Annotated in this window: 27 protein-coding genes and 1 pseudogene; 6 read left to right on the forward strand and 22 right to left on the reverse strand. The window is 72.7% G+C overall.

Going from position 1 to position 26,240, the window contains the following annotated elements; translation table 11 throughout:
* Positions 1-10: 10 nt before the first annotated feature.
* From ACFVT5_RS22365 to ACFVT5_RS22400, 8 genes are all read right to left on the reverse strand, one after another.
* Positions 11-1,846 (reverse strand): SWIM zinc finger family protein, encoded by a 1,836-nt coding sequence (locus ACFVT5_RS22365; protein WP_389890522.1) that lies wholly within the window; start codon positions 1,844-1,846, stop codon positions 11-13.
* Complete coding sequence (locus ACFVT5_RS22370) at positions 1,843-4,701, reverse strand: SNF2-related protein (RefSeq protein ID WP_389890525.1); 2,859 nt, start codon at positions 4,699-4,701, stop codon at positions 1,843-1,845. Before ACFVT5_RS22370 ends, ACFVT5_RS22365 begins: the two co-directional genes overlap by 4 nt.
* Before the next feature lie 139 nt (positions 4,702-4,840).
* Positions 4,841-5,428, reverse strand: a complete 588-nt coding sequence (locus ACFVT5_RS22375; protein WP_389890528.1) for a sugar kinase — start codon at positions 5,426-5,428, stop codon at positions 4,841-4,843.
* The gene (locus ACFVT5_RS22380; RefSeq protein WP_389890531.1) at positions 5,425-6,579 is read right to left on the reverse strand and encodes an ROK family glucokinase; all 1,155 of its coding nucleotides are present in this window, start codon (positions 6,577-6,579) and stop codon (positions 5,425-5,427) included. Before ACFVT5_RS22380 ends, ACFVT5_RS22375 begins: the two co-directional genes overlap by 4 nt.
* Before the next feature lie 61 nt (positions 6,580-6,640).
* Positions 6,641-7,513, reverse strand: a complete 873-nt coding sequence (locus ACFVT5_RS22385; RefSeq protein ID WP_389890533.1) for an ATP-binding cassette domain-containing protein — start codon at positions 7,511-7,513, stop codon at positions 6,641-6,643.
* Positions 7,510-8,568, reverse strand: coding sequence for an ABC transporter permease (locus ACFVT5_RS22390; protein ID WP_389890536.1), 1,059 nt, complete (start codon positions 8,566-8,568; stop codon positions 7,510-7,512). Before ACFVT5_RS22390 ends, ACFVT5_RS22385 begins: the two co-directional genes overlap by 4 nt.
* Positions 8,565-9,578 carry a sugar ABC transporter substrate-binding protein gene (locus ACFVT5_RS22395; RefSeq protein ID WP_389890539.1) on the reverse strand — a complete coding sequence of 338 codons (1,014 nt, stop codon included), beginning with the start codon at positions 9,576-9,578 and terminating at the stop codon, positions 8,565-8,567. The genes ACFVT5_RS22390 and ACFVT5_RS22395 overlap by 4 nt, the downstream gene beginning before the upstream one ends.
* Before the next feature lie 165 nt (positions 9,579-9,743).
* Positions 9,744-10,493, reverse strand: coding sequence for a GntR family transcriptional regulator (locus tag ACFVT5_RS22400; RefSeq protein WP_389890769.1), 750 nt, complete (start codon positions 10,491-10,493; stop codon positions 9,744-9,746).
* A gap of 115 nt (positions 10,494-10,608) precedes the next feature.
* On the opposite strand from ACFVT5_RS22400, the gene ACFVT5_RS22405 reads away from it, so the two are divergent.
* Positions 10,609-11,613: a Gfo/Idh/MocA family oxidoreductase gene (locus tag ACFVT5_RS22405; protein ID WP_389890542.1), complete on the forward strand. Its 1,005-nt coding sequence runs from the start codon at positions 10,609-10,611 to the stop codon at positions 11,611-11,613.
* 19 nt (positions 11,614-11,632) lie between these two features.
* Here the strand turns inward: ACFVT5_RS22405 and ACFVT5_RS22410 are convergent, their stop codons facing one another.
* The 3 genes from ACFVT5_RS22410 to ACFVT5_RS22420 are packed head-to-tail and all read right to left on the reverse strand — an operon-like array spanning position 11,633 to position 14,049.
* Complete coding sequence (locus ACFVT5_RS22410; protein WP_389890545.1) at positions 11,633-12,052, reverse strand: PaaI family thioesterase; 420 nt, start codon at positions 12,050-12,052, stop codon at positions 11,633-11,635.
* A gap of 48 nt (positions 12,053-12,100) precedes the next feature.
* A complete protein-coding gene (locus ACFVT5_RS22415) occupies positions 12,101-12,796 on the reverse strand; it encodes a response regulator (RefSeq protein ID WP_389890547.1) in 696 nt (231 codons plus the stop codon).
* Positions 12,793-14,049 (reverse strand): sensor histidine kinase, encoded by a 1,257-nt coding sequence (locus tag ACFVT5_RS22420; protein ID WP_389890550.1) that lies wholly within the window; start codon positions 14,047-14,049, stop codon positions 12,793-12,795. Before ACFVT5_RS22420 ends, ACFVT5_RS22415 begins: the two co-directional genes overlap by 4 nt.
* Before the next feature lie 178 nt (positions 14,050-14,227).
* On the opposite strand from ACFVT5_RS22420, the gene ACFVT5_RS22425 reads away from it, so the two are divergent.
* Positions 14,228-14,440 carry a hypothetical protein gene (locus ACFVT5_RS22425; RefSeq protein ID WP_389890553.1) on the forward strand — a complete coding sequence of 71 codons (213 nt, stop codon included), beginning with the start codon at positions 14,228-14,230 and terminating at the stop codon, positions 14,438-14,440.
* Between the two features lie 33 nt (positions 14,441-14,473).
* On the opposite strand, the gene ACFVT5_RS22430 is transcribed toward ACFVT5_RS22425, so the two are convergent.
* Together ACFVT5_RS22430 and ACFVT5_RS22435 are read right to left on the reverse strand one after the other, a co-directional pair.
* Positions 14,474-14,896: a ribonuclease domain-containing protein gene (locus ACFVT5_RS22430; RefSeq protein WP_389890556.1), complete on the reverse strand. Its 423-nt coding sequence runs from the start codon at positions 14,894-14,896 to the stop codon at positions 14,474-14,476.
* Between the two features lie 93 nt (positions 14,897-14,989).
* Positions 14,990-15,601, reverse strand: coding sequence for a dihydrofolate reductase family protein (locus ACFVT5_RS22435; protein WP_389890559.1), 612 nt, complete (start codon positions 15,599-15,601; stop codon positions 14,990-14,992).
* Positions 15,602-15,809: 208 nt separating this feature from the next.
* On the opposite strand from ACFVT5_RS22435, the gene ACFVT5_RS22440 reads away from it, so the two are divergent.
* Entirely contained in the window at positions 15,810-16,541 is a 732-nt protein-coding gene (locus ACFVT5_RS22440; RefSeq protein ID WP_389890562.1) for an SDR family oxidoreductase, read from the forward strand.
* Positions 16,542-16,997: 456 nt separating this feature from the next.
* Here the strand turns inward: ACFVT5_RS22440 and alc are convergent, their stop codons facing one another.
* Both alc and allB read right to left on the reverse strand, forming a co-directional pair.
* Positions 16,998-18,149: an allantoicase gene (alc, locus tag ACFVT5_RS22445; RefSeq protein ID WP_389890565.1), complete on the reverse strand. Its 1,152-nt coding sequence runs from the start codon at positions 18,147-18,149 to the stop codon at positions 16,998-17,000.
* Between the two features lie 4 nt (positions 18,150-18,153).
* On the reverse strand, positions 18,154-19,491 hold the full coding sequence (allB, locus tag ACFVT5_RS22450; RefSeq protein ID WP_389890568.1) for an allantoinase AllB: 1,338 nt from the start codon (positions 19,489-19,491) through the stop codon (positions 18,154-18,156).
* A 245-nt stretch (positions 19,492-19,736) separates the two neighbouring features.
* On the opposite strand from allB, the gene ACFVT5_RS22455 reads away from it, so the two are divergent.
* Entirely contained in the window at positions 19,737-20,543 is an 807-nt protein-coding gene (locus ACFVT5_RS22455; protein ID WP_389890571.1) for an IclR family transcriptional regulator, read from the forward strand.
* A 65-nt stretch (positions 20,544-20,608) separates the two neighbouring features.
* Here the strand turns inward: ACFVT5_RS22455 and ACFVT5_RS22460 are convergent.
* The 4 genes and pseudogenes from ACFVT5_RS22460 to ACFVT5_RS22475 all read right to left on the reverse strand — a co-directional run.
* Positions 20,609-20,887 (reverse strand): annotated as a pseudogene (locus ACFVT5_RS22460) (ATP-binding cassette domain-containing protein); the annotation flags it as partial.
* Positions 20,836-20,976 (reverse strand): hypothetical protein, encoded by a 141-nt coding sequence (locus ACFVT5_RS22465; RefSeq protein WP_389890786.1) that lies wholly within the window; start codon positions 20,974-20,976, stop codon positions 20,836-20,838. The pseudogene ACFVT5_RS22460 and the gene ACFVT5_RS22465, both read right to left, overlap by 52 nt.
* Complete coding sequence (locus ACFVT5_RS22470) at positions 20,973-21,131, reverse strand: hypothetical protein (protein ID WP_389890574.1); 159 nt, start codon at positions 21,129-21,131, stop codon at positions 20,973-20,975. The genes ACFVT5_RS22465 and ACFVT5_RS22470 overlap by 4 nt, the downstream gene beginning before the upstream one ends.
* A 137-nt stretch (positions 21,132-21,268) precedes the next feature.
* On the reverse strand, positions 21,269-21,607 hold the full coding sequence (locus ACFVT5_RS22475) for a DUF5955 family protein (RefSeq protein WP_389890577.1): 339 nt from the start codon (positions 21,605-21,607) through the stop codon (positions 21,269-21,271).
* 242 nt (positions 21,608-21,849) lie between these two features.
* Here ACFVT5_RS22475 and ACFVT5_RS22480 point away from each other — a divergent pair, with 242 nt between their 5' ends.
* Entirely contained in the window at positions 21,850-22,467 is a 618-nt protein-coding gene (locus tag ACFVT5_RS22480; protein WP_389890580.1) for an NTP transferase domain-containing protein, read from the forward strand.
* A gap of 337 nt (positions 22,468-22,804) precedes the next feature.
* Positions 22,805-24,436, forward strand: a complete 1,632-nt coding sequence (gene aceB, locus ACFVT5_RS22485) for a malate synthase A (protein WP_389890583.1) — start codon at positions 22,805-22,807, stop codon at positions 24,434-24,436.
* An 18-nt stretch (positions 24,437-24,454) separates the two neighbouring features.
* Here the strand turns inward: aceB and ACFVT5_RS22490 are convergent, their stop codons facing one another.
* The 3 genes from ACFVT5_RS22490 to ACFVT5_RS22500 are packed head-to-tail and all read right to left on the reverse strand — an operon-like array spanning position 24,455 to position 25,988.
* The gene (locus ACFVT5_RS22490) at positions 24,455-25,234 is read right to left on the reverse strand and encodes a rod shape-determining protein (RefSeq protein ID WP_389890585.1); all 780 of its coding nucleotides are present in this window, start codon (positions 25,232-25,234) and stop codon (positions 24,455-24,457) included.
* Positions 25,231-25,653, reverse strand: coding sequence for a TraR/DksA family transcriptional regulator (locus tag ACFVT5_RS22495; RefSeq protein ID WP_389890587.1), 423 nt, complete (start codon positions 25,651-25,653; stop codon positions 25,231-25,233). Before ACFVT5_RS22495 ends, ACFVT5_RS22490 begins: the two co-directional genes overlap by 4 nt.
* Positions 25,650-25,988, reverse strand: coding sequence for a TraR/DksA family transcriptional regulator (locus ACFVT5_RS22500; RefSeq protein WP_389890590.1), 339 nt, complete (start codon positions 25,986-25,988; stop codon positions 25,650-25,652). Before ACFVT5_RS22500 ends, ACFVT5_RS22495 begins: the two co-directional genes overlap by 4 nt.
* Positions 25,989-26,240 lie beyond the last annotated feature (252 nt).

Raw genomic sequence — 26,240 nt, forward strand, 5'->3', positions numbered from 1 at the left:
GCTGACGGGACTACCGCGCGGGTGGTGGTGGGTCGGCGGCGAGGGCGGTCAGGGCACCTACCGGGTCCAGGTCGGGTACGCCTCGGGGCCACCAGTCCTCGCGGCCGGGCTCCGACTCGTACGCGTACCAGAGTCCGTCACGGCCGAGGCGGAGTTGGACATGGCCCTTCGGGTGGGTGAGGTGGTTGCGCCAGGGCCGGAACGCGGGGAGGTCGGCGGCGAGGAGGGCGGGCCGCGCGCGGTCGAAGCGCCCGGCGGGCGGGTCCCAGGATTGCTCCAGCACGCTCAGTCCCTCGGCGCCGCCCTGGCGCCAGGCGGCGACGGCCCGGCTCAGCTCCCCGGTGCCGCGCCCGGTGGCGTCGGCGAGCGCGGCGTAGAGACTGCGGGTCGTCGCGGTGAGTCCGGAGCCGGGGCGGGCCGCGGCGAGACGGACGGCGTCCTGCCAGAGGGTGAGGTCGGCGACGGGGTCACGGCCCGCCGTGAGCAGGGCGTGCGCACGGGCCGCCGCGTCGGTCGCCAACTGGTCGAGCGCGAACGGGTCAGGGCCGCCCGGCGCCGCCGGATGCGCCGGCGGCTGCTCGGGATGCGGGGGTACGGGCAGCGGGGGCGGGAGCGGCGGCAGGGTGCGCGCGGTGAAGGCGTCACGGGCGCGAACTCCGGGCAGGGGCGCCGGGGCCTGGGCGTCACGCGCCGCACGGGCGGTCAGGGCGGCATTACGGCGGGAGAGGGCGTCCAGCAGGACCCTCTCGTCGCGGCCCCGCATCAGGAGCAGCACGAAAGGGTCCTCGTCGAGCAGTCGCGCCGTCCGGTAGCAGAGCGCGGCGGCGTGTTTGCAGGGCCGCCCGGAGTCGGGGCAGCCGCACGAGGGATCGAGATCACCGGGGCCGGGGAGCAGGTCGACTCCGCAGTCGGCGAGTGAGTGCGGCAGGTCCTTGTCGAGCAGCGCGGCGATATGGCCGGGGCGCTCGGCGGCGGCGTCCAGGAAACGTTCCCACTCGTCGTCCCCGAGCGTCCGCAGCCGGATCTCCGCGCGGTATGGGCGCGGGCGGCTGCCGTGCACATAGGCCAGGACCCGTCCCGGCGTGACGCTGATCGCCGCCACGCGCCCCTGCCCCGCGTACGTCCTGCCCCGGGCCAACCGCGCGCCGTCCAGGGCCCCTTCCTCCAGCGCCCGCACCCAGGCGTGCCCCCACCAGGTCGTCGCGAAGGACTCACCGGGGGGTGGGGGTGGCGGGGCGGAACCGCCGGCGCGGGCGCGGGTGCGGGGTCCGGCGGGTGCGGGGGGTGGAGTGTCGGCGGACTTCGGCATGGGTGCGGTGTCGCCGTTCGTGTCGCGACTGCCCGTGGTGTCGAGGGCGTCGGCGATGTCGGGGCCGCTGAAGCTGCCGAGGCTGTTGAGGTTGCCGGGGTTGCCGATGTCGTCAAGGCCGACGGTGCCGGGTCGGCGCTCGGCCGGGATCGGTGTGCGACTCCCGCGCCCCTCACGCCCCTCGCGCCGCCGCCCACCGGTCGACCGACGGCTCGCCCCGGCCGCCCCCGCTCCCCCGGGCTCCTGGGATTCCGCCCGCGCCGCCCTCAGCGCCTCGCGCGCCACGTCTCCCGGACGGGCGGCGTCCTGCCCCGGCCGGGTCCCGGTCACGTCTCCCGCCGCCTCGGCTTCGTTCCCGGTGGCCTCTGGCGGTGCGACGGTCCCGGTGGCCGGCTCGGGCGCCTCGTCGGCACGTGGCGCACCGGCCCGTGCCGCGTACAACGCGCGCCGGGCGACATCGGCCGGCCGCGCACCGCCCCTCTCGGTCCCGGCGCCCCTCTCGGTCCCGGCGCTCCCCTCGGTCCCCGCCCCGCTCATGACGGCCTCCGCAAGGACACCAGGTCGGACAGCTCACGGTCGGTCAGTTCCGTGAGGGACGCCTCGCCCGAGCCGAGTACCGCGTCGGCCAGGGCCCGCTTCGACTCCAGCATCTCGGCGATGCGGTCCTCCACCGTGCCCTCGGTGATGAGGCGGTGCACCTGGACCGGCTGGGTCTGGCCGATGCGGTACGCACGGTCCGTGGCCTGTTCCTCGACGGCCGGGTTCCACCAGCGGTCGAAGTGGATGACGTGCCCCGCGCGGGTGAGGTTCAGGCCGGTGCCCGCCGCCTTGAGGGAGAGGACGAGGATCGGCGTCGCCCCGCTCTGGAAACGGTCGACAAGCCGCTCCCGCTCCGCGACCGGCGTACCGCCGTGCAGCAGCTCCGCCGGGACCGCGCGCGAGGCGAGGTGGGCGCCGATCAACCGGGCCATCCCCACGTACTGCGTGAAGACCAGTGCCGAACCCTCCTCGGCGAGGAGGGTGTCCAACAGCTCGTCGAGCAGGGCGAGTTTGCCGGACCGGCCGGCCAACCGCAGCTCACCGCCGACACCAGTACCGCTACCGACACCGAGGCCCCCCGGCCCCGGCACCCCCGCCGTCGAAGACCCCGGCGTGCCCTCCTTCAGATACTGCGCCGGATGGTTGCAGATCTGCTTGAGCGCGCCGAGCAGTTTGAGGACCAGGCCGCGCCGGGCGATGCCCTCGGACGTCTCGATCGCGAGCATCGACTCACGGACCACCGCCTCGTACAGCGCGGCCTGTTCGCGGGTGAGCGGCACCGGGTGGTCGGTCTCGGTCTTGGGGGGCAGTTCGGGGACGATGCCCGGGTCGGACTTCTTGCGGCGCAGCAGGAAGGGGCGGATCAGCCGGGCCAGACGCTCCACGGCCTCGCTGTCCTCGCCGTTCTCCACGGCGCGCGCGTGCCGGGCGCGGAAGGACTTGAGGGGGCCGAGGAGTCCGGGGGTCGTCCAGTCGAGCAGGGACCACAGTTCGGAGAGGTTGTTCTCGACGGGGGTGCCGGTGAGGGCCACGCGCGCGGGTGCGGGGATGGTGCGCAGGGCGGTCGCCGTCGCCGAGTAAGGGTTCTTGACGTGCTGTGCCTCGTCGGCGACGACCATGCCCCAGGGCTGCTCGGCGAGCCGGGCGGCCGTGGACCGCATGGTGCCGTAGGTGGTGAGGACGAAACCGCCCGCGCCGAGGTCGTCCAGGCTGCGCTCGGTGCCGTGGAAACGGCGGACGGGGACGCCGGGCGCGAAGCGGGTGATCTCCCGCTGCCAGTTGCCCAGGAGGGACGCCGGGCAGACCACGAGGGTCGGTTCGCGGCGGTCCCTGCGCAGGTGCAGGGCGATGAGGGTGACGGTCTTGCCGAGGCCCATGTCGTCGGCGAGGCAGCCGCCGAGGCCGAGCGAGGTCATCAGGTCGAGCCAGGCCAGACCCCGGAGTTGGTAGTCCCGCAGACGGGCGCTCAGTCCCGGCGGGGGCTCGGCGGGCGGCAGTCCTACGGTGAGTCGGTCGCGCAGCGTGGCGAGCGCGCCGGCGGGTACGGCGTCGACCGTCTCGCCGTCGACCTCGGCGCTGCCGGTGAGGGCGACGGAGAGTGCGTCGACCGGGTCGAGCAGGCCCAGTTCGCGTTTGCGGGCCTTGCGGACGAGGGCCGGGTCGACGAGCACCCACTGGTCGCGCAGCCGCACGACCGGGCGGTGGGCCTCGGCGAGCGCGTCCATCTCGGCCTCCGACAGCGGGTCGCCGCCGAGCGCCAACTGCCAGCGGAACTGGAGCAGTTCCTCGCTCTCGAAGAATCCGGTGCCGTCCGTCGCGGAGCCGGGTGCCGGGCGGACCACGGCGGTGGCGGTGAGGTCCTGGGCGAGATCGCGCGGCCAGTGCACGGCGACACCGGCGGCGGCGAGCCGGGTGGCGCCCAGGCCGAGCAGTTCCGACAGCTCTTCCTCGGACAGCGGCAGGACGTCGGGCGTGTCCTGGTCGCCGAGCCGGTCCAGGGGTGGCCAGACCCGGGCGGCGCGGCGCACGGCGAGTGCGGTGTCCACGCGGGCGCGCGGCCCGAAGGACTCCTCGCCCTGTCCCGCCCACAGGGCCGTCGCGTCGATGACGAGGGTGGGGTCGGCGAGGCTGTGCACCTGGACGACGGCGGTGCCCGCGCTGCGGCCCTCGGCCGTGCCGTCGAAGAGGCGGAGCGCCGACAGGTCGAGCCGCAGGGAGATCCGCACTCCGGTGTCCCGGCCCGCGGCGACCTCGGCGGCCCAGTCGACGGCGCCGGGCAGCCGCTGCGGTTCCTCGGCGGCGAAGGGGGCGCCGGAGGCGTGGCGTGCCGCCGGGGTACGGGGCAGGGTGTCGGCGACGGCGTCGAGGAAGGCCCGTACGAGTGCTTCCGGCTGGGGCAGTTCCAGGGGGGTGCGGTCCGGGAGCGGGGTCGCGTGCCCTTCCGGGGGCAGTGCGGCGGCCACCGCGCGCAGATGGGCGATGTCGTCGGCCTCCAGGGGTCCTGCGCGCCAGGCGTCGTACGCCTCGGCGGTGAGGCCCGGGAGGAGGCGTCCGCGGGCGACCAGGCGCAGGGCGAGCAGGGCGGCGGCGCCCCAGCAGGCGCTGGCGGGATGGGCCGTGGGGTCGTGCCGGGCGCGGACGAGCAGCGGGAGGGCTTCGGCGACGGGCAGCATCAGCGCGGGCACCTGGGCGCCGCGCACTCCGGGGCCGTGCCGGCGCACCACGGTGAGTTCCTCCAACGCCCGACCGGCGTCCGGGGGCGGTGCGCCGCCCTCCGGGTCCCAGAAGGCCAGCCGTCCCGCGCGCGGCACGTCGCCGGGTACGAAGACGCAGGCAAGCCGGGTCGTCCGCATACGACTGGTCACCTCCCTCCGTACAACCCGATCAGACGTCTTCGACTGTACGGGCGGCCTCTGACAATCGGCTCCGGCGCCGTGCGGGACCCGCCTCCGAAGCCGTCATGCCGGAGCTGTCAGTACGGGGCCGGTCACCTCACGGTGTCGCCGTGGACACCACGTACACCATGGGATGTGCGGGATCGGACCAGTTCACGACGACGTTCGTGGTGGGCCGCGGGTCGTCCTGGATGCGGGTGAGGCCCGACCAGGGGCCGGGGCCCGAGAAGTCCCAGCGGACGACGTCGCGGTCCCGGGGGTTGATCGGGAGGTCGTCGGCGCGCAGCGCGTCCGTGTGGGTGCCCAGGGTGCCGAGGAACTTGTCCAGGCCCTCATGGCTGGTGAGGAACTGGACGTAGAGGCGGCTGGTCTTCCAGTTGTTGGTCTCGTAGTAGGCGACGTTCCCCGAGTACGAGGGGATGGTGATCTCGTAGAGGCGTCGCTGGACCTTGGAGGGCCAGCCGGGGGTGAGGCCGGTCGCGGAGTACTTGGCCTCCTTGTCCTTGCCGCTGTCCCGGCTCTGGTCGGCGGAGATCATGAGATATCCGGCCGGTACGCCGATGAGCAGCACGATGATCAGGAGGGTGAGCGCGCGCCGCCGGATCCGGCGGCCACGCCCTTCGGCGGGCCGCCCTTCCGGCTCGTCGGGCGAGTGCGTCGGGTGGGGAACGGTGGACACGGTCACGGGGCCCCCTGGGCGGAGCGCGAGGTGCGGCGGGCCTGTGCGGACCGCTCGTAGCGCTCGTAGCGCTCGACGCGGCGGCGGTTGGCGCGGCGGAAGCGGCGGGCGACCAGACGGGCCAGGTCGGCGGCGCCGACCATGCCGGCCTCGGGGCCGAGCTGGGCGCGGGCGATCCGGGCCTCGGGGCGGTAGCCGCGGCCGGTGAGATGGCGGCGGAACGCCTCCCGGGCGGGCACGATGAGCAAGTCGTCGGCGGCGCTGACGCCACCGCCGATGACGAAGCAGGACGGGTCGAGCGCGGCGGCGAGGTTGGCGATGCCGATCCCGAGCCACTGGCCGATGTCCTGGAGCAGCTCGACGCACATGGCATCGCCCTCGCGGGCCAGCTCGGTGATCAGGGGCCCGGTGATGTCGGGGATGTGACCCTGGACGCGCTCGATGATGCTGTACGCGACCGGGGAGTCCGCCGACGCCAGCTCGCGGGCCTCGCGGACCAGGGCGTTGCCTGAGCTGTACTGCTCCCAGCAGCCCCGGTTGCCGCAGGCGCAGCGGTGGCCGCCGGGGACGACCTGCATATGGCCGAATTCGCCGGCGACACCGTACTTGCCGCGCTTGACGTGGCCGTCCTCCAGGATGGCGCCGCCGATGCCCGTACCCAGGGTGATCATGACGAGGTGGTCCTCGCCACGCCCCGCGCCGAAGCGCCACTCGGCCCAGGCGGCGGTGTTCGCGTCGTTGTCGACCAGCACGGGCACCGCGAGACGGCCGGCGATGCGGTCGCGCAGGGGTTCGTTGCGCCAGGACAGATGGGGCGCGAACAGGACGCGGTTGCGTTCGGCGTCGACCCAGCCCGCGGCGCCGATGCCGACGGCGTGCACGTCGTGCCGGTCGGACAGGTCCAGGACCAGTTCGACGATGGTGTCCTCGACCACCCTGGGGCTCTTGGACTTGTCCGGGGTCTCGGTGCGCACCTTCTCCAGGATGACGCCGTCGGCGTCGACCACACCCGCCATCACCTTCGTACCGCCGATGTCGATGCCGACGGTGGGGACGCGGGGCGCGGTCAGATGGGATCGGCGCTCACGGGTCCCCACGGTCCGCAGGACGGTGGCGCGTGCGGAGCCACGGTGCGCGAGGTCGCGGTAGGTGCTCATCGCGCCGATTGTGCCTCACGCGCGTGTAGCGGCGCATAACGAAGGCGGAGGAGCGCCGCCTTCATGCGTCGGACGCGGCGCCCGCAGGGGGGCCGCCGATGTGGGTGGGTACGGGGGCCCGCTCCAGTTCGTGCCGGAGGTCGTCCAGCTCGCTGCCGCCCGCCATCTCGCGGGTCAGCTCGTCGAGGGTGATCCCGTCGCGGGTGTGGCTGCCGGACGTCGCGCCGCGCTTGAGGAGGACGAAACGGTCGCCGACGAGATAGGCGTGGTGCGGGTTGTGCGTGATGAGGACCACGCCGAGTCCGGCGTCCCGGGCGGCGGCGACGTACTTGAGGACGACGCCGGACTGCTTCACGCCGAGGGCCGCGGTGGGCTCGTCCAGTACGAGGACCTTGGCGCCGAAGTGGACGGCGCGGGCGATGGCCACGCACTGCCGCTCACCGCCGGAGAGGGTGCCGATGGGCTGGTCGACATCGCGCAGGTCGATGCCCATGCGCAGCAACTCGGCGTGGGTGGTGCGGCGCATCAGGTCGGTGTCGAGGCGCTTGAACGGCCCGCTGCCCTTGGTCAGCTCGGAGCCGAGGAAGAAGTTCCGCCAGACCGGCATCAGGGGGACGACCGCGAGGTCCTGGTAGACGGTGGCGATGCCCCGATCGAGTGCTTCGCGCGGTGAGGAGAGGCGGCACTCCTCACCGTCGATGCGCAGGGTGCCCGCGTCGTGCCGGTGGAGTCCCGCGACGATCTTGATGAGCGTTGACTTGCCGGCGCCGTTGTCGCCGAGCACACAGCTGATCTCGCCCGCGTGGACCTCCAGGGACACACCTTCAAGGGCGCGGATGGTGCCGTAGTACTTACTGACGCCGTCAAGTGCGACCAGCGGCGTACGGTCCGGGACGGGGACAGGGATACCCGCCGGGTCGGCTGACGTCGTCATGAGGTGGCCTCCGCGCGCTTGCGGACCCAGGCGTTGAGCAGGGTCGCGAGGAGCAGCATCGCTCCGAGGAAGAACGTGAACCATTCGGCGTCCCACTCGGCGTAGACGATGCCCATGCTCGCCATGCCGAAGATGAACGCGCCGACCGCCGAGCCGACGGCGGAGCCGTAGCCGCCGGTGATCAGACAGCCGCCGATGACGGCCGCGACGATGTACTTGAGTTCGTTGCCGACGCCTTCGCCGGACTGGACGACGTCGAACGAGAACAGCAGATGCTGGCCGGAGATCCAGGCGCCGAGCGCGACGCCGACGTAGAGGCCGACCTTGGTCCGGTCGACGGGGACGCCGACCGCGCGGGCCGCCTCCCTGGCGCCGCCCGCGGCGAAGATCCAGTTCCCGGCGCGGGTGCGGAGCAGGATCCAGGTGGCGACAGCGACGAGCGCGAGCCACCACAGGATGGTGATCTTGAAGTCGACGCCGCCGAGGGTGACCGTCGAGGCGAAGACCGTCCGCGCGGACGAGAAGCCCTCCATGTCGGAGATCGACTTGGTGGAGACGGTGCCGCTGATCAGTTTGGTGAAGCCGAGGTTCATCCCGGTCAGCATCATGAAGGTGCCGAGCGTGACGATGAAGCTGGGCAGTTTGGTACGGGTCAGCATCAGGCCGTTGAACAGGCCGAGCGCGAGGGTCACCAGCAGCGAGACGGCGACGCCCACCCAGACGTTGGCGGTCATCTGGTAGCTGAACATCGAGGAGATCAGCGCGGAGCTGGTCACCATCACACCGGCGGACAGGTCGAACTCGCCGCCGATCATCAGCAGCGCCACCGGTACGGCCATGATGCCGAGCGTCGACGCGGCGTACAGGACGGTGCTGATGCTGGTGGCGCGCAGGAAGCTGTCGGCGACGAGCGCGAAGAACAGGAACACGGCGACGGCGCCGACGACCGAGCCCAGTTCGGGGCGACCCAGGAGCTTGCGCAGCGACGAGGCCGTCATCAGCAGTTCGTCGGCCCGGGTGCCGTCCGGCGCGGGTGCCGGGGCGGTGGCGGTCATCGGGTGCCCCGCTTGGCGTAGTCCTCAAGCGCCGGGGCCTGGTCCTTGGTGATGATCTGCGGCCCGGTGAGGACGGGCCGGCCGCCACCGAGCGCGTTGGCGTTGTACTTGTACAGCCAGAACAGGTCGACGGCCTGGTAGCCCTGGAGGTAGGGCTGCTGGTCGACGGCGAAGCCGAGGGTGCCGTCCTTCAGGGCGCCCGCGACCTTGGCGTTGAGGTCGAAGGTGTCGATCTCGGCCTTGCTGCCCGCGTCCCGCCCGGCCTGGATCGCGGCGTCCGCGAAGGGCGCGCCCAGGGTGACCACGGTGTCGATGGAGGAGTCGGCCTGGAGCTTCGCGCCGATGGCGGAGCGCACCGACGGCATGTTGGTGCCCTCGACGTAGAGGTTCTCCATCTCGCCCTTGAAGCGGGACTTGGCGCCCGCGCAGCGCTGCTCGTGACCGACGTTGCCCTGTTCGTGCAGGATGCACAGGGCCTTGTGGCGGCCCCGTTCGTTGAGGGTGTCGCCGACGGCCTCGCCCGCGATGGTCTCGTCCTGCCCGACGTGGGTGAGCGCGCCGAACTCCTTGGACTCGGCGGAGCCGGAGTTCACGGTGATGACGGGGATGCCGGCCTTCTCGGCGCGGGCGACGGCGGCCTTCAGCGCGTCGGGCTTGGCGAGCGTGACGACGATGCCGTCGACCTTCTTGTCGATGGCGGTGTCCACGAGCCGGGCCTGCTGCTGGCCCTCGTCGCTGTTCGAGTACAGGAAGTTGATGTTGTCCTTGGCGGCGGCCTGCTCGGCGCCGCTGCGGACGATGTCCCAGAACGAGTCGCCCTCGCCGGAGTGCGTCACCATCGCGAAGGTCCAGCGGGGTGTGTTCACGGCTGCCTTGCCCTGCGCGGCGGCGGCCTTACGTGCGTCCTCGGCCCGTTTGCCGCCGGTGCTGCTGCATCCCGCCAGGGAGATCCCCAGCGCCGCCACCAGCACGGCTCCCACCGCGCGTACCCCTGTACCGACCCTTGCCACGACGCGGTGCCCCTCTTGCCGAACTCGCTGGTGCGCCGGGGCCGGCGGACCGGCCCCGTGGGCCGCCTTCGCGACCCCGAACGCTCCAGTATCGGTCACGGGGATCGGTCACTTGTTCAGCGGGTACCGCGTGCGGCACCCGCTGAGGCCGGCGCCCCCATGGGCTCAGGGACGTACGAGGAGCTGGAACTCGAAGGAGTAGCGCGACGCCCGGTAGGTGTGCGAGCCGAACTCGACGGGCCGTCCGGTGTCGTCGAAGGTGGTGCGCTGCATGGTGAGCAGCGGCGCCCCCTCGGGCTCGGCGAGGCGCTCGGCCTCCTCGGCCGTCGCGGCCCGCGCCCCGACCGACTGCCGTGCGCTGTGCAGGGTGATGCCGACGGCGCGCATCAACCGGTAGAGCCCGGTGGCTTCGAGGCGCTCGTTCTCCAGGGCGAGCAGCTCGGTCGGCAGATGGTTGCAGAGGTACGCCATCGGCTCGCCGTGCGCCAGCCGCAGCCGCTCCACGCGGTGCACCTCGCTGCCCTCGGGTACGCCGAGGGCGGCGGCGACCTCGGCGGACGCGGGGACGAGGGCGTTGCCGAGGACCCGGGTGGCGGGGCGCTGACCGGCCGCCTCCAGGTCGTCGTAGAGGCTGCTCAGCTCCAGGGGGCGCTTGACCTGGCTGTGCACGACCTGTGTGCCGACGCCTCTGCGGCGCACCAGGAGGCCCTTGTCGACCAGGGACTGGATGGCCTGGCGGACGGTCGGCCGGGACAGGCCGAGGCGGCCCGCCAGCTCGATCTCGTTGCCGAGGAGGCTGCCCGGCGTGAGCGTGCCGTGTTCGATCGCCGCCTCCAGTTGCTGGGACAGCTGGAAGTACAGCGGGACCGGGCTGCCCCGGTCGACGCTGAGGTGGAGCGCGACGGTCGGATCCACTGCTGGTTTGGGCACGGCCCGAGCGTAGTCGCAGGAAATGATGACGGGAAGTTGTGAAGTTCGATTGTCCGGACAAAGTGTTGACAGGAGGCGTGGGTCCGGTCAGCTTGTACCCATGCGCATCGGACTCATCGGCACGGGCCGCATCGGCACATTTCACGCGGCGGCCCTGACCCGCAATCGTGAGGTGGGTTCCCTGGTCGTCACCGACGCCGACCCCGCGCGGGCCCATACGCTCGCCGACCGGATCGGGGCGACGGTGGCCCCGGGAGTGGACGAGATCTTCACCTGGGGCGTGGACGCGGTCGTGATCACCACGGCGACGTCGGCCCACGCGGAGCTGATCGGCCGGGCGGCGCGGGCCGGACTGCCGGTCTTCTGCGAGAAGCCCATCGCCCTGGACCTGCCGGGCACGCTGGCGGCGCTGCGGGAGGTGGAGACGGCGGGCACGGTCCTCCAGATGGGCTTCCAGCGGCGCTTCGACACCGGGTACACCACCGCCCGCGCGTGGGTACGGGACGGCAGGCTGGGGCGGCTGCACACGATCCGCGCGATGACCTCCGACCCGGCGCCGCCGCCGGCCGCGTATCTGCCGCTCTCCGGCGGGCTGTACCGGGACTGCCTGGTCCATGACTTCGACATGCTGCGCTGGGTGACCGGGCGCGAGGTGCTCGACGTGTACGCCGTCGGGTCGGACGCGGGGCCCGCCATGTTCCGCGACGCCGGGGACGTGGACACGGCCGCCGCGCTGCTCACGCTCGACGACGGGACGCTCGCCACGGCCACGGCGACGCGGCTCAACGGCGCCGGGTACGACGTACGGATGGAACTCGCCGGGGAGCGCGACCAGGTCGCGGTCGGCCTGGACGACCGTACGCCGATCGCGTCCACCGAGGCGGCCGGGCCGCCGGCCGCCGACAAGCCGTGGCCCGGTTTCCTGGAGCGGTTCGCGCCCGCCTACGAGGCGGAACTCGTGGCCTTCGTGGACGTGGTGCGCGGTGAGCGCGAGAACCCGTGCGACGGCCGTGAGGCGCTGCACGCGCTGCGGATCGCGGAGGCGTGCGAGCTGTCCCGGCGGGAGCGGCGGCCGGTGTCCCTCGGGGAGATCCCGGACGCCTGACGCGCGCGTGGGGCACCCGTCACCGTGCGGGCAGCACCGTGCCTTGGGCGACCGCGCACACCCGTTCCGTACCGTCGTCCGCGTCCACGGTGGACAGGTCGCAGCGGACGACGGCCTGGCGGCGGCCCGCGTGGACGACCTCGGCGCGGGCGACGAGGGTGCGGCCGGTGGCCGGGCGGACGTACTGGATGGTGAAGCCGCCGGTGAGGACGGCCGGGCCGAGTGCCGTGCCGCCGGCGAAGGTCAGGGCGTTGTCGGCGGCATAGGCGAGGACGCCGCCGTGCAGGAAGCCGTTCTGCTGGTGCAGTTCCTCGCGGATGTCGATCTCCAGCGTGGCCCCGCCGTCACCGAAGGCCGTGACACGGGCCTGGAGCAGCCTGCTGAACGGCTGGCTCTCCAGCACCTTCTGAGCCTGGGCGAGGTCGAACACTGCGGTCATACGGTTCTCCTCCAGCGGTGAAGGGACGGGCCGGGAACGCGGGTTCGGCTACGCGCCGGTGCCGGTGCCGGTCTCGGGGGGTTCGGGCAGGAGTTCCGCGTCGTGGGTCAGCAGGGCGATCTGTACCCGGTTGTTGAGGCCGAGTTTGGCGAGGGTGCGCGAGACATGGGTCTTGACGGTGGCGACGCTCATGTACAGCTCGCCGGCGATCTCGGCGTTGGAGTGGCCGCGCCCGACGGCGACGGCGACCTCGCGTTCGCGTTCGCCGAGCGAGTCCAGGCGCGCGCGGGCGCGTTCCCTGCGGTCCTGCTGGGGGTCACCGCCCGCGACCTGGGTGATCAGCTGCCGGGTGACGCTCGGCGAGAGGACCGGTGTACCGGCGGCGACCCGGCGTACCGCCTCGACGATCTCGGCGGGTGCGGTGTCCTTGAGGACGAATCCGGCGGCGCCCGCGCGCAGGGCACGCAGCACCTGCTCGTCGGCGTGGAAGGTGGTCAGGACGACGACCTCGGGGGCGTCCTCGCGGCGGCGCAGCGTCTCGGTGGCGGTGAGGCCGTCGACGGTGGGCATCCGGATGTCCATGAGGACGACGTCGGGCCGGTGGCGGTCCACCAGGGCCTCGACCTCGGAGCCGTCGCCCGCCTCGCCGACGATCTCGATGTCGTCGGCGCCGCCGAGCATGAACGAGAGCCCGGCGCGGACCAGTGGGTCGTCGTCGACGAGGAGCACCTTGATCGCAGTCATGAGGGCCACGGTAGCCAGGCGCGGACCTGGAAGCCGCCGTCGCCCTCGGGTCCGTGCTCGATCCGGCCACCGGCGAGCGTGGCCCGTTCGGTGAGCCCGATGAGGCCCTGTCCCGAGCCGGGCACAGGCGGGACGTCACCGGGCGGCGCGGGATTGCGTACCGAGACGGTGAGGCCGTCGCCAGGGCCTCCGGTGACCTGGACGTTGACCTCGGCGCCCGGCGCGTGCTTGCGGGCGTTGGTGAGGCCCTCCTGGGCGATGCGGTAGGCGGTGCGGCCGACGGACGCGGGGACGCTTCCGGGGTCGGTGACCTGGTTGTCGAGGTGGACCTTGGCGCCCGCCTCGCGGGATTCGGCGACCAGGGCGTCCAGCGCGGCGAGGGTGGGCTGCGGGCGGCCCGACTCGTCGCCGTCGGGGGCGCGCAGGACGCCGATGATCTCGCGCAGGTCCTGAAGGGCCTCGTGGGCGCTCTCGCGGATGACGCCGGCCGCGCGGCCGATCTCCGCCTGGGGCGCGTCGGGCCGGAACTCCAGGGCGCCCGCGTGGACGCTGAGCAGGGTCAGCCGGTGCGCGAGGACGTCGTGCATCTCGCGCGCGATGGCCTCGCGTGCCAGGCGCTGGGCCTGTTCCGCGCGCAGTTCGGCCTCCGTCTCCGCGCGCCGGGCGCGGTCCCGCAGCGACATCAGGAGCTGGCGGTGCGAGCGGACGAACATGCCCCAGCCGATCACCGTGAGGCCGAGCAGCACGGTGAAGCCGACGGCGCCGGTGTACGGCAGATCGGGGTCGGGCCGCACCCAGAAGAAGAGGGGCATCTGGGCCATGGTGGCGCCGCCGATCCACGCCACGTACCGGAAGGGGCGGTGGACGGCGAGCGTGAAGAGGGCGATCAGGCCCGCGCCGCCCGAGGTGGTGGCGAGGAATCCGATCGGCATCATCGCCACCGCCAGGCCGACCGTCCAGCGCCTGCGCAGCCATACGGCGCCGCAGGCCAGCGCGCCGACGACCTGGTCCAGGTTGGCCAGGGCCTGCGGGGTGTTCGGGTCCTTCGTCAGGGCCTCGGCGGCCAGCATCCCGAAGAACACGGCGACGAGGAAGCAGAGGAAGTCGACGATCCAGTCCCGGACCGTACGGCGGGGCCTGCGGCCCGTCGCCCGGTCCGGATCCAGTTCGGAGGCGACGGCCGACGGCAGCATCCACCGGAAGCGGTACGCCGGCGCCGGCTGCGGGGGCGCCGTCAGCTCATTGCCACTCATGGTCGACAAATCTACGCGCGCACAGCGGCCCGCTCTGACCGATGGACGGCGGCGGCGACCAAAGTAGGGGCGCCGGATACTTTCGGCGCGTGACCGCGCGCGGGGAGGCTACTTCCGTGGGTACGGTCTCGCCCCGCGGCCGATGGGACGGGAAGGGCCGCGGGGCGAGGATCGCCGTATGAAGCAGGGTCTGGAGATTCTTGGTGTGTTCGCGCTGATCCAGGGGGTTGCGGGCCTGGTGACCTCGGTGAGCGGCTGGCTGGGCGGCTGGGGGCTCGTCCAGCGGCTCGCCTTCCTCGACGGGTACGAGATCTACGCGAGCGTCACACTGCTGGTGCTCGCGTTCGCCCTCTTCGCCGTCGCGGACAGCCTCAAACGCATGGGTGGCTGAAACACGTGGGTGGCGGCCAGCGGGAGTGGGCTATCAGCAGGAGTACTTGACCAGTTTGAACGTCACGTAGTGGTCGGCGGTGTAGTAGTCCTCGTCGACGGCCTTGCCGGTGACGATGCGGCGGGCGCCGCGGGTGGAGGAGCCCGGGGTCTTGACGGTGTACTCGTGGTAGTAGCCGGACGACTGCGCGGGCAGGACGCCCTCGCGGTTCTGGAAGACCCCGCCGTCCTGCGGGTACGGGTAGGGGCCGCCCTTGGCGATCAGGTCGAGCGTCGTGTACGCCTGGGACGGGAGCGCGGAGTAGCAGATGCTGCCGACCGCGGCCACGGAGAGCGTGGACGCCGAGCGGGCGGTGACGGGGGCCGGGGCGGCCTCCGCGGCGACGGCCGTGGGGCCGCCGACGAGGAGCGTGGCGGCGACGGCGGTGGCGGCGAGGAAGCGTGGGGGGATTCGCATGCCCCTAGGATGACGCGCGTAGAGCATGACGTGTCAATGTCAAGTCAGCCGAATTTTCCGGAAGTTAACCCACCGCCGGGCACGCGCGCGTGCCTATGCGTAGCTGCCGTAGGTGGGACGGCCCGCGAGGTCGTAGGTGTGGATCGCCACGCCGGTACTGGTGGTACGGGCAGCGACGTGCCGGAACGCGGTGGGCACCGCGCCCTCCGCGAAGAGCCGCAGCCCCTTGCCGAGGACCACGGGGAACGTCAGCAGATGGACCGTGTCGACCAGGTCGTGGTCCAACAGGTACTGGGCGAGGACGCCGCTGCCGTGCACCTGGAGTTCACCGTCGGTGCGCTCCTTGATCACGGCGACCTCCTTGGCCACGTCACCGCCGATGACGGTCGTGCCCGCCCAGTCGACCGTGTCGAGCGTGTTCGACGCGACGTACTTCGGCAGGGAGTTGAGCCGGGACGCGATGGGGTTCTCGGGGTCGGTCACCAGGGGCCAGTAGCCCGCGAAGATCTCGTACGTACGGCGGCCGAGCAGGAACGCGCCGGACCGGTCGAAGACCTCCGCCATGAAGCGGCCGAAGTCGTCGTCCCCGTACGGCACCGTCCAGCCGCCGTGTTCGAATCCTCCACTGGTGTCCTCCTGAGGACCTCCGGGCGCCTGCATGACGCCGTCGAGCGTGAGGAACGTGGTGAGCGAGAGCTGAGCCATGAGAGGTGCCTGCTTCCGTGCGGTACGGGTCCCTGCCATCAACGTCATCAACTCAGACCCCGGGGGCGCCCGCAATTCATCGCTCCCCCGCGCGCGGGGAACACGGTGTCCGTTCGCCGCCGGTCACCGACCGGGCCCGCTGCTTGCATGGAACCCGCGCCACCGCGGGTGAAGACGGTGGCGGACCGACACGAACACGGGAGGTTCCATGAACGGCAAGGTGGCCCTGGTGACCGGCGGCAGCCGCGGGATAGGGGCCGCGACCGCGCTGCGCCTCGCGCGGGACGGCGCCGATGTCGCCGTCACCTACGTCCAGGGCGAGGAGGCCGCGCAGGACGTCGTCCGCGAGGTGAAGGCGCTGGGCCGGCGCGGGCTCGCGCTGCGCGCCGACTCGGCGGACGCGGAGCAGGCGACGGAGGCGGTGCGGCGTACGGCGGAGGAGTTCGGGCGGCTCGACGTGCTCGTCAACAACGTCGGCGTGGGTGTGCTCGGCCCGCTGGACGGGCTCGCGCTCGCCGACGTCGACCGGGTGCTCGCGGTGAACGTCCGCGGGGTGTTCCTCGCCTCGCAGGCAGCCGCCGCCCGGATGGGGCGCGGTGGACGCATCGTGACGATCGGCAGCTGTATGACCCAGCGGGTACCGGGCCCCGGCGGCACGCTCTACGCGATGAGCAAGTCGGCGCTGATCGGCCTGACCAAGGCGCTCGCACGGGAGTTGGGCGAGCGCGGCATCACCGCGAACATCGTGCACCCGGGGCCGGTGGACACCCGTATGAATCCGGCGGACGGCCCCTACGCGGACGCCCAGAGCGCGATGACGGCCCTGGGCCGCTTCGGCTCACCCGACGAGGTGGCGTCCTTGGTCGCGTATCTCGCGGGCGACCGGGCCGCGTACATCACGGGCGCGGAACTGGCGGTGGACGGCGGCCACGCGGCGTAGGGCTGCCGCCGGCTGATCGGTTTCCGGCCCCGTGGGGTACCTCCTGCCTGCGGCAGGACCGCCGCCTGACGGGGTGGCAGGCCGTCCGGCACCGCCGAACCAGACCGCTGTGGCTGAGCACCGCTGCGGCGGAGATCTGATGCGGACCCCGGGCACGCGCGCCCCACCGGCCCGCCCGCGCGGGGAGTGCCTCCGGCGCGTGGGAGTGCCTTTGGCGGCCCTCCGCGCCGCCGGACCACGCCGCCGTGGCCGGGCACCGCTGCGGCGGACAGGAGATCCGACCCGGGACGTCGGGCACACGGCCCCCACCGGCCCGTCCGCACGGAGTGGGTGGGGGCTTCGCGCGCGTGGGAGTGCCTGTGGGTGGCCCCCCGCGCCGCCCTGGCCGGGCAGCGGTGCGGCAGAGAAGACGTCGGCCCCGGAACCCAGCGACGCAGGCCCCTCCGGCCGGGGCGGTCAGGTGCCGAGTTGTTGGTGTCGGGCTGCCAGTTGGGTGGCTCCCCGCTTCGTCAGTGAGCCGAACAGGCGTAGGCGGGAGATGCCGCCGTCCGGGTAGATGTCCACACGCGCGTGGGTGCCGACGGCGGGGGTGTCCAGGACGAAGCGGTGGTTGGTGTCCGGCTGGAGCCGGGTGCGGGGCAGCACTTCGGTCCACGCGCCCTCGCCGGTGCGGATCGAGATCGACGCCCAGCCCGCCGCGTTGCCCTTCAGATACGCGGTGTCGATCTCGATCGCGCGGATCTCGGACTCGGCGACCAGCCGGTACCGGATCCAGTCGTTCCCGTGGTCGCGGCGGCGCCGGGTCTCCCAGCCGTCGTCCATCTTGCGGGAGCGGCCCGGCTGGATGGAGTGGGTGGCGGGCGAGTAGAAGAGGTCGGACGCGCCTTCCACCTGGCCGCCGTTCTCCAGCGCGACCACGTCGAAGGTGCCGAGCGCGCCGAGCCAGCCGGGGTCGGCGACGACCTCGCCGTACACCCGTACGCGCGCGATTCCGCCGTCGGGATGCTGGGTGATCCGTACGTGGGTGAACCGCTGTTCCACGTCGACCGCGAAGCCGTTGGCCGCGTGGCCGCCGACCAGGGCGCGCTCGACCAGCGTCGTCCACTTCACATCGTCGGAGAGGAGGTCGTCGGGGGACGGCGCTCCCGGCAGGGCGACCGCCTCGACCGAGACGGCCCGCGGGTAGTTGCCGCGGAAGTGGGCGGTGTCGATGACGACACCGCGGATCACTCCGGGGGCCCCGAGGCGCAGCAGGGCCCAGTCGTGGTCGTCGTCGGCCGGCCACGGGTGCTCGGCGGAGACTCCGCGCCTGCGGCGGGTCTCCCAGCCGTCCATGACCTTGCCCTTGTGCCCGAAGTGCTCGGGGTCGAACACGGCCCGCCCGGCGACCAGGATGTTCTCGCGCTGCGCGAAGAACTCGTCGTTGGCGGCGATGACCCCGGCACCGAGCTGCCGGTCGGCGAGGTTGGCGTACGAGGTGAAGGGGAAGTCGGCCGTCCGGTAGTCGGCGTACGGGTCGCCACCCCCGTAGGGACTGGCGTCGCCGGTGAAGGACGGCACGGAGGACGAGGGCGCGGCGGGGGACGCGGAAGCGGGAAGGTCGCTCACGGTGTCAGTGGTTCCTTTCGATCAGGCGGCCGGTCGGGGCGCCGATGACGCCGTCGTGCTGGACGCGCTCGCCGCGCAGCCAGGTCGACGTGACGACACCGTGCAGGGTCTTTCCGGCGTACGCGGTGACGCGGTTGCGGTGCTGGAGTGCCGCGGGGTCGACGGTGAAGGTCGCGTCGGGGGCGAGCACGGCGAAGTCGGCGTCGCGGCCCGGCTCGATGGCGCCTTTGCGGGTCAGGCCGACGAGCGCGGCGGGCGCGGCGGACATCCAGCGGACGACGTCCTCCAGGGTGTGGCCGCGCTCGCGGGCCTCGGTCCACACGGCGGGGAGGCTGGTCTGCAGCCCGGAGACACCGCCCCAGGCGGTCGCGAAGTCCGGGGTCTTGAGGTCGGCGGTGGAGGGCGAGTGGTCGGTGACCACACAGTCGATGGCGCCGTCGGCGAGCGCGGCCCACAGGAGGTCCTGGTTGGCGGCCTCGCGGATGGGCGGACAGCATTTGAACTCGCTGGCGCCGTCGGGGACTTCCTCGGCGGTGAGAGTGAGGTAGTGCGGGCAGGTCTCGACGGTGAGCCGGACGCCGTCGCGCTTGGCGTCGGCGATCAGCGGCAGGGCACTCGCCGACGACAGATGCAGGATGTGGACGCGGGCGTCGAACCGGCGGGCGGCGGCGATCAGGGTCTCGATCGCGGTGTCCTCGGAGACCGGCGGGCGGGTCGCGAGATAGTCCGCGTACCGGGGTCCCGTCAGCCGTGGCGCGGCGGCCAGTTCGCGCGGGTCCTCGGCGTGCGCCACGAGCAGTCCGTCGAAGCCGGCGATCTCGGCGAGGGAGCGGGCGAGTTGGTCCCGGTCAAGTTCGGGGAACTCCTCGACGCCGGACGGCGACAGGAAGCACTTGAAGCCGAACACCCCCGCGTCGTGCAGCGGGCGCAGGTCCTCGACGTTGTCGGGCAGGGCGCCGCCCCAGAAGCCGACATCGATGTGCGCCTTGGCGCGCGCCACGTCCTGTTTGACCCGGAGGTGGGCCGCTGTCGTCGTCGGCGGCAGCGAGTTCAGGGGCATGTCGACCAGGGTGGTGATGCCGCCGGCCGCCGCCGCGCGCGTGGCGGTCCAGAAGCCCTCCCAGTGGGTGCGGCCGGGATCGTTCACATGGACGTGGGTGTCGACCAGGCCGGGCAGGACGACGTCGTCGCCGACGTCCTCAAGGCGGGCGCACTCCGGCACGGGCGCGTCGTGCGCGAGGACGGCCGTGATCCTGCCTCCGGCGACGGCGACCGACGCGGCGCGTGTCCCCTCGGGGGTGATGACGCGTGTCGAGCGCAGCACCAGTTGGACGTCGGACACCCGGACCCCTCTCATCCGTTCCCGTCTCATCCGTTCCCGGGAAATTCAACGTTCTGTTGAAGAACGTGTCACCCCTGACCTCACGCCGTCAAGGGTCACTCGCGCGACCCGATTCCGCTCATCCACACCTCTGGACACTTCCATACAGCGGAAGTAGACTTCCGCAGAACAGAACTGACACGGGACCGCGCGGGCAGTCGCCGGGTAGGCTGCTGCCTTGCCCGTCAGCCCGAAAGGAACGCGCCGTGCCGACGCCGTCCAGCGCACGCACCACCGACACCGCCAAGTCCCCCGCTCCCAGCGGTGGTGTCCAGTCCCTTGAGCGCGCCTTCGACCTGCTGGAGCGGATGGCGGACGCCGGGGGCGAGGTCGGGCTGAGCGAGCTGTCCGCGAGCAGCGGCCTCCCGCTGCCCACCATCCACCGCCTGATGCGCACACTGGTCGTCTGCGGCTATGTCCGCCAGCAGCCCAACCGGCGGTATGCGCTCGGCCCGCGCCTGATCCGTCTCGGCGAGTCCGCGTCCCGGCTGCTCGGCACCTGGGCCCGCCCGTATCTCGCCCGGCTGGTCGAGGAGACCGGCGAGACCGCGAACATGGCGCTCCTCGACGGCGACGAGATCGTGTACGTGGCCCAGGTCCCGTCGAAGCACTCGATGCGGATGTTCACGGAGGTCGGCCGCCGGGTGCTGCCGCACTCCACGGGCGTCGGCAAGGCCCTCCTCGCCGACACCCCGGCCGAAGAGGTACGCGCGCTGCTCGCCCGTACGGGGATGCCCGCCGCGACCGAGAAGACGATCACCACGCCCGACGGCTTCCTGGACGCCCTGGAGGACGTACGCCGCCGGGGGTACGCGCTCGACGACAACGAGCAGGAGATCGGCGTCCGCTGCCTCGCGGTCTCCGTGCCGAACTCCCCCACGGCCGCCGCGATCTCCATCTCGGGACCCGCAGGGCGGGTCACCGACGCCGCGACGGAGAGGATCGTCCCGGTGCTCCAGCAGGTCGCCGCGGAACTCTCCGAGGCCCTGGCCAGCTCGGGCCCGACCGGCTGAACACGGTCCACGCGCGCGGGAGATCCGGCATCGCATCCACGCGCGCGGGACACCCGTCGTCACGATTACGCGCGCGTGGGCGCCGACAGCTCTCCGTCCGTCATCTCCAGGACCGCGTCCGCCTCCGCGAGATGCGCCCGGTCGTGCGTGACGAGGACCGTCGCCGTGGACCGTTCCCGAGTCAGCCGGACCAGCAGGTCGAGGACGGCGGCGCCCCGCTCGTGGTCGAGGGCGCTGGTGGGTTCGTCCACGAGGAGCACGGACGGCTCGTTCATCAGCGCCCGCGCGATGTTCACGCGCTGCCGCTGGCCTCCGGAGAGCTGATGCCCCGCGCGCGTGCCTCGCGCGCGCCCTCGCGCAGCGCGGCGAGTCCGGCGGGTGTGTCGCTCACCCCGACGACCACGCGCGACGCGTCGCCCGGCGGCCGGTTCATCGGTGCGCCCGGCTCCACTCAAGGGCCCGCGCGTACATCCGGCGGACGGGGTCACGCAGCGGAACCCCCGGCATGCGTTCCTCGGCGCGCCGCTGCGCCTCCCGCTCGAAGCGGTCACTGATGCCGTCGGTGACCGACGCGTCGTAGCGGCCCATGACGTACCTCCTCGTCGACGCCTCAGGCCAAAGTGGCCCGGGTACTCAGCGTCTCGCTGCCACCCTGGGGTGCGGCAGGGCCAATTCGAGGAAGTTGGACCCTAAGTGCGGGTCGGTGTCCAGGATGTGGACCGGCGTCAGCGCTCGGAGGATCGCCCCAGTGATCGCCCGGGTGGTCCGCCGAACAGATCGACGGCGTTACGGACGTCCGCGAGCCGCGCGGTGAGCGCGCTCACGGAACCGATCGACCCGGCGATCAGCAGCAGGGACCGGCGCAGCCGGAGGCTCTCGGGGACGCCGCCCAAGGCCATGGCGTCGAGCGCGGCGAGTTCCTCCTCGGCGATGCCCCGGTCGGGGAACTCCGCCGGATGGGCCGCGAGTTCACGGCGCAACCGGGCCACGGCGAAGCGAAGCTCCGTCACCCGTGGATCCTCGTCACTGCCGGCCACTGCCCTCTGTCCCACGCTCCGCAACACAGCTCTCCCCCCGCGCACTTGGTCGTGCGCCGCAACCGAAACAGACCCCTGTTCACGCCCCGCGAGCGCTGGTCGGGCGCCGGGGACGCGGGTCAGTAAACGCCACCGGTGCGGCGACCGCCACTCCGAGGACCGATTTGCGAAGGCACGCCCCCGAGGCGTCCGTCACGTACTCGATTCAATGCGCGGCGAGCCCCCTGGCACCGGGTGACAGCGGGCCCGGCTGAGGTATGCAGGAGGACATGACGACGAACGAACCGACCGTGCCGCCGGTCGCCGAAGTGGCCGGTCTGCTGCTGGCGGCGGGCGGCGGCCGGCGCCTCGGCGGACGCCCCAAGGCGCTGCTGACGTATCGGGGCCGCCCGCTCGTGGAGCACGCGGCGCGCGTCCTGCGCGAGGGCGGCTGCGCCCGGGTCCATGTGGTGCTCGGGGCGGGCGCGGACACGGTACGGGAGGTGGCGTCGCTGCCCGGCTGCGTCCTGGTGGACAACCCGGCGTGGGAGGAGGGCATGGGCTCGTCGCTGCGCGCGGGGCTCGCGTCCCTCGCGGGCACCGGGGCGGGGGCCGCGCTGGTCACGCTGGTCGACCAGCCGGGGATCGGCCCGGCGGCGGTGGCGCGGGTCCGGGCCGCCGGCACCTCACCGCACGCTCTGGCCGCCGCCGTGTACGGGGGTGAGCGGGGCCATCCCGTACTGTTCGGCGCCGACCGGTGGGCGGACATCGCGGCGTCGGCGGTCGGCGACCGCGGTGCGCGCGCGTATCTCGCCGCGCACGCCGGTGAGTTGACGGCGGTCGAGTGCGGGGACGTGGCCGAGGCGTACGACATCGACACCGAGGCGGATCTGACCCGGCTGGAGTGACCTGGGTGACCCGGGGTGGACCGGGCCGCCGGCGGCCGAAAACGGGTACCCGCACCCGGAGTGAGCGCGGTGGCACGCAGGGCCACGGTCTGTCGAGGGGGAGATTCTCGACATCAACACACCTTGTACTTCCACTATGAGGAAACTAGTATCCATTTCCCAGATGCCCCAGCCGACCGAACCACCCGAGCGCCCCACGAGATCGTGTCGCGAGATCGTGTCGCGAGATCGCGGAAGCCCCGCCCGTGCGGTTCGCTGAAGGCCCCTGTGAAGTGAAGTTCGACGTGAAGTTCACGTGAAGTGAAGTTCGCACGTTCGCTGAAGGAAGTGACAGCTCATGTCCGCACCAGCGCCGTCCCCGCTGGCCATCGTCGACGCGGAGACCCTGCCCCGGCAGGACGAGGTCCTCACCGACGCGGCCCTCACCTTCGTGGCCGAGCTGCACCGGAGGTTCACGCCCCGGCGTGATGAACTCCTCGCCCGCCGCGCCGAGCGGCGCGCCGAGACCGCCCGCACGTCCACGCTCGACTTCCTCCCGGAGACCGCGCACATCCGCGACGACCCCTCATGGCGGGTCGCGCCCTCGCCGGCCGCCCTGGACGACCGGCGGGTGGAGATCACCGGGCCGACCGACCGGAAGATGACGATCAACGCCCTCAACTCCGGTGCCAAGGTGTGGCTCGCGGACTTCGAGGACGCGTCCGCGCCGACCTGGGAGAACGTCGTCACGGGCCAGCTCAACCTGATCGACGCCTACGAGCGCCGCATCGACTTCACGGACGAGCGCACCGGCAAGTCGTACGCGCTCAGGCCCGCCGCCGAGCTGGCGACGGTCGTCACGCGTCCGCGCGGCTGGCACCTCGACGAGCGCCACCTCCAGCTCGAAGGGCGCCCGGTGCCCGGCGCCCTGGTCGACTTCGGGCTCTACTTCTTCCACAACGCGCGGCGGCTCATCGACCTCGGCAAGGGCCCCTACTTCTACCTCCCGAAGACGGAGTCGCACCTGGAGGCCCGCCTCTGGAACGACGTGTTCGTCTTCGCGCAGGACTACGTGGGCATCCCGCAGGGCACGGTCCGCGCGACCGTCCTCATCGAGACGATCACGGCCGCGTACGAGATGGACGAGATCCTCTACGAACTGCGCGACCACGCCTCGGGGTTGAACGCCGGGCGCTGGGACTATCTCTTCTCGATCGTCAAGAACTTCCGTGACGGCGGCCCCAAGTTCGTCCTGCCGGACCGCAACGCGGTCACGATGACGGCCCCGTTCATGCGCGCGTACACCGAACTCCTCGTCCGCACCTGCCACAAGCGCGGGGCGCACGCCATCGGTGGCATGGCCGCGTTCATCCCCTCGCGCCGCGACCCCGAGGTCAACAAGGTCGCCTTCGAGAAGGTCAAGAACGACAAGGACCGGGAGGCCGGGGACGGTTTCGACGGCTCCTGGGTCGCCCACCCGGACCTGGTGCCGATCGCGATGGCGTCGTTCGACGCGGTCCTCGGCGACCGGCCGAACCAGAAGGACCGACTCCGCGAGGACGTGTCGGTCGCGGCGGGTGACCTGATCGCCGTCGACTCGCTGGACGCGCGGCCCACCTACGCCGGGCTCGTCAACGCCGTTCAGGTGGGCATCCGTTACATCGAGGCATGGCTGGGCGGGCTCGGCGCGGTCGCCATCTTCAACCTGATGGAGGACGCGGCGACCGCCGAGATCTCCCGCTCGCAGATCTGGCAGTGGATCAACGCGGGCGTCGAGTTCGAGCACGACGGGGCGACCGTACGGGCGACACCCGAGCTGACCCGGCGGATCGCCGCCGACGAACTCGCCGCCATCCGCGCGGAGATCGGCGAGGACGCCTTCGCCGCGGGTCGCTGGCAGCAGGCCCACGACCTCCTCCTGAAGGTCGCGCTCGACGAGGACTACGCGGACTTCCTGACGGTCCCGGCGTACGAGCAACTGGCCCGCTAGGCAGGGCCCGGCCGCCGGTCAGTTCCGGCCGGCGGCCGTCAACGCCGGGTGGCGGTGCGCCGACGCCAGGACGCGGGCCGCGCCACGGAGCGCCGCCGTGTCGGGCGCCGGGACCACGCCGACCGGGGCGTTCAGTTCCTTCGCGAGGCCCGGCGCGAAGTCCGGGTGCAGGGCGCCGCCGCCCGACAGCAGGACCCCGCGCACCAGCGCCTCGACACTGTGCACGGTACGGTCGCGGCGCAACGTCTCGGTCACCATCCCGGCCACCGCCCGGATCAGGTCGTCGTAGGTCGTGGTGGCGTCCAGGTCGCTGGTGCCGAGCGCGGCGCGGTAGGCGTCGGTCACCGCGCCCTCGGTGAGCAGCGCGACCTCGGTGAGATGCGCGCCGACGTCCACGACCAGGAGCGGCCGGGTGAGGTCGGCACAGGCGCCGAGCGCGACGGCCCGCGCGGTGGGGACGGTCAGCACCGCGCGGGGCCGCAGCACCTCCAGCGCCGTCAGCGCGGCCCTCCGGTGGTCGGCGCCGGACGGCACGGGCGTGGTGAGCACCACCAGCGGACGGCCGAACCTCGGCATACGGTGGCTCAGCAGCCGCTCCAGCATGACGGCCACGCCCTGCGGGTCGACGACCGTCCCGCGCCGGACCGGATAGCTGACGGTCCGGTCGGCGAACGTCACCGTGGGCACATCGAGGACGACGCCCCGACCGGACATCCAGACCCGGGTACGGGCACTGCCGAGGTCGATGGCGACACCGGTACGGGACGGCCGGAGCGACAGGATCGGCCAGGCAGTCATCGCCCGATCTCCCCAGGCTTCCCGAACTCCCCGGACTTCCCCTGCTCCCCCGGCTTCCCGGACCGCTCGGGCTTCCCGGACTCCCCGGCCTGCTGGCAGCGAGCGCAGTAGCGGGCCTGCGGCACAATCCTCAGCCGCTGTACCGGAACCGGCCGGGCGCACCTTTCGCAGCGCCCGTACCGACCACTCTCCAGACGGGCCAGGGCCGCCTCCACATCGCTCAGCACCATCCGCGCGGACGCGGCGAGCTGCGCGCGGACCTCGTCCCGCGAGCCCGAGTCGGCGCCCGCAGGCGGGGTGGGCCGTGCGTACTCCTTGAGCTGGTCGAGGCGGAACGCCCGCTGCTCCCTCAGGTCGGCGGTCAGCGCGGCGAGGTCGTCGGGGGACGGACCGGCCTCGGTGACCGGGCCGCCGGTCACCGCGTCACCGCCCGCTGCCGACAGGCGACGCAGTGGCGCGCGTAGGGCAGGATCTCCAGACGCTCCTCGGGGATGGGCCGCGTACAGCCCTCGCAGATCCCGTACCGGCCCTGCGCCAGGTGGTCGAAGGCGATGTCGACGTCCTTCAGAACCCGCTCGACGGACGCCCGTTGCGCGGCCACGAACGAGTCGCCCCCGTCCTCGCCGGCCGCGCTCTCCTCCAACACCTCGATCTGCGCGAGCCGCGAGTCACGCTCGTGCGTGAGGCGGCGGCGGATCTCGGTCGCGGTGGGGTGCTGGGGACCGGGGGCGGGGCGGGCCGTGTCGAGCGGCATCGGACGAGTCCTTCCACGAGGGCCGGAGACGGTGACCCCGAGGGGGCCAGCGCCGTGCGCCGGGAACGGGGGCACGCTCTCCACCTTCGCCGCCGCGCCGCGTCCGGACCATCGGTCCCCGAGCCCATTGCCGGGGGTCCCGATGGTGTACGTGACCTGTTCCGAGGGTGTACGTGACCCGGAGGGAGGGGTTCCGGGACCGCGCATATGGCTACTGACCCCCATCGACCGGGACGCACGGGCCCGGCAAGC

Origin of the sequence: Streptomyces sp. NPDC058001, assembly GCF_042886315.1 — a bacterium.
Taxonomy (GTDB): Bacteria; Actinomycetota; Actinomycetes; order Streptomycetales; family Streptomycetaceae; genus Streptomyces.